Origin of the sequence: Enterococcus sp. HMSC078F03 (assembly GCF_001811595.1) — a bacterium.
In the GTDB taxonomy this organism is placed as follows: Bacteria; Bacillota; Bacilli; order Lactobacillales; family Enterococcaceae; genus Enterococcus; species Enterococcus faecalis.
Genome location: NZ_KV805533.1, coordinates 1 through 1,338, shown reverse-complemented (window position 1 = coordinate 1,338; position 1,338 = coordinate 1). Strand labels below are relative to the sequence as shown.

General features: G+C 34.8%; 1 protein-coding gene. It reads right to left on the bottom strand.

The features are described from left to right. Window positions 1-52: 52 nt before the first annotated feature. Window positions 53-1,231, bottom strand: a complete 1,179-nt coding sequence (locus HMPREF2810_RS01600) for an IS256-like element ISEf1 family transposase (protein WP_000997695.1) — start codon at window positions 1,229-1,231, stop codon at window positions 53-55. Window positions 1,232-1,338: the final 107 nt, after the last annotated feature.

Below are 1,338 nucleotides of genomic sequence, written 5' to 3'. Positions count from 1 at the left end.
GGGAGCGTCAATAATTTTGTGTAAATAAATTGTCCTCCTGCAAAATAATTAGTTACTCAGTAAACATTGAAACTAATGTATCGGTTACCTGTTGAAAACCTTTATGGCTTCTGTTTAGAAATTTTTGATTGTATGTATCAAAAATGCTGACTAGAAAGCGTTCTAGTGATTCTTCATTTTGAAACTGCTCTTTTCTACGGCTGTATCTTTTAATTTGCTTATTGAAAGACTCGATTAGATTGGTTGAGTAAATGGTTCTACGAATGCTAGGTGGAAAATCATAAAAAGTTAATAAGTCTTGGTTTTCTATGAGTGACTGCGTCACTTTAGGATAGTTTTTCTTCCATTTCTCAATCATGCCGGATAAGAAGGTATTCGCTTCTTCTTTTGAGTTAGCTTGATAAACAGCCTTAAAGTCATCACAGATTTCTTTTCGGTCTTTGACACGTACTTTATGAGCGATATTACGAGATACATGGATACAACAATGCTGATATTTTGCTTTAGGATAAATTTGATGGATAGTATCTTTCATGCCTTTTAAGCCGTCCGTAATAAAAAGCAAGACTTCTTGAACTCCTCTGGAGTTAATATCCTGTAGCAGCTCATTCCAAACGTATGTTGATTCAGTTGGAGCAATCGCATAACTCAGTACTTCTTTAGTGCCGTCTTCTCGTATACCAATGGCAATATAAATCGCTTCTTTGGATACGGTTTGACGTTTTAGTGGAATGTAAGTAGCGTCCATAAAAATAGCGACATACTTATCATTTAAGGCTCTGGATTTAAAGGCATTTACTTCTTCAGTCAGAACTTTAGTCATGTTGGACATGGTTTGTGGAGTATAGTGATGACCGTACATTTTTTCGATCAAATCAGCAATTTCAGACATCGTAACACCTTTTTCGAATAAATGGATAATAGTGGTTTCCAATGTATCGTTTGTTCTTTTGTAGGCTGGTAAAGTTTGTTGTTTAAACTCACCATTACGATCTCTAGGTATTTCCAATGTTAATTCACCATATTCGGTTTTGATTGATCGAAAGTAAGAACCGTTTCTCGAATTACCTGAATTAAAACCAGTGCGATCATATTTTTCGTAATCTAAAAAAGCCGTTAATTCAGTCCGTAGGAGTGTGTTTATCGCTTTTTCTAAGTGCGAACGGAATAATTCATTTAAATCGCCTTTAGTGACTAGAGTTTGCACAATTTCTGTAGTAAAATCATTCATAGGGAAGTCCTCTTTTCTGTGAATTGGTTGTCGTTAACTTTATTCTACAGAAGCGACTTCCTTTTTTGTATGGATTTTTTCATTTACACAAAATATTTTACACTCTC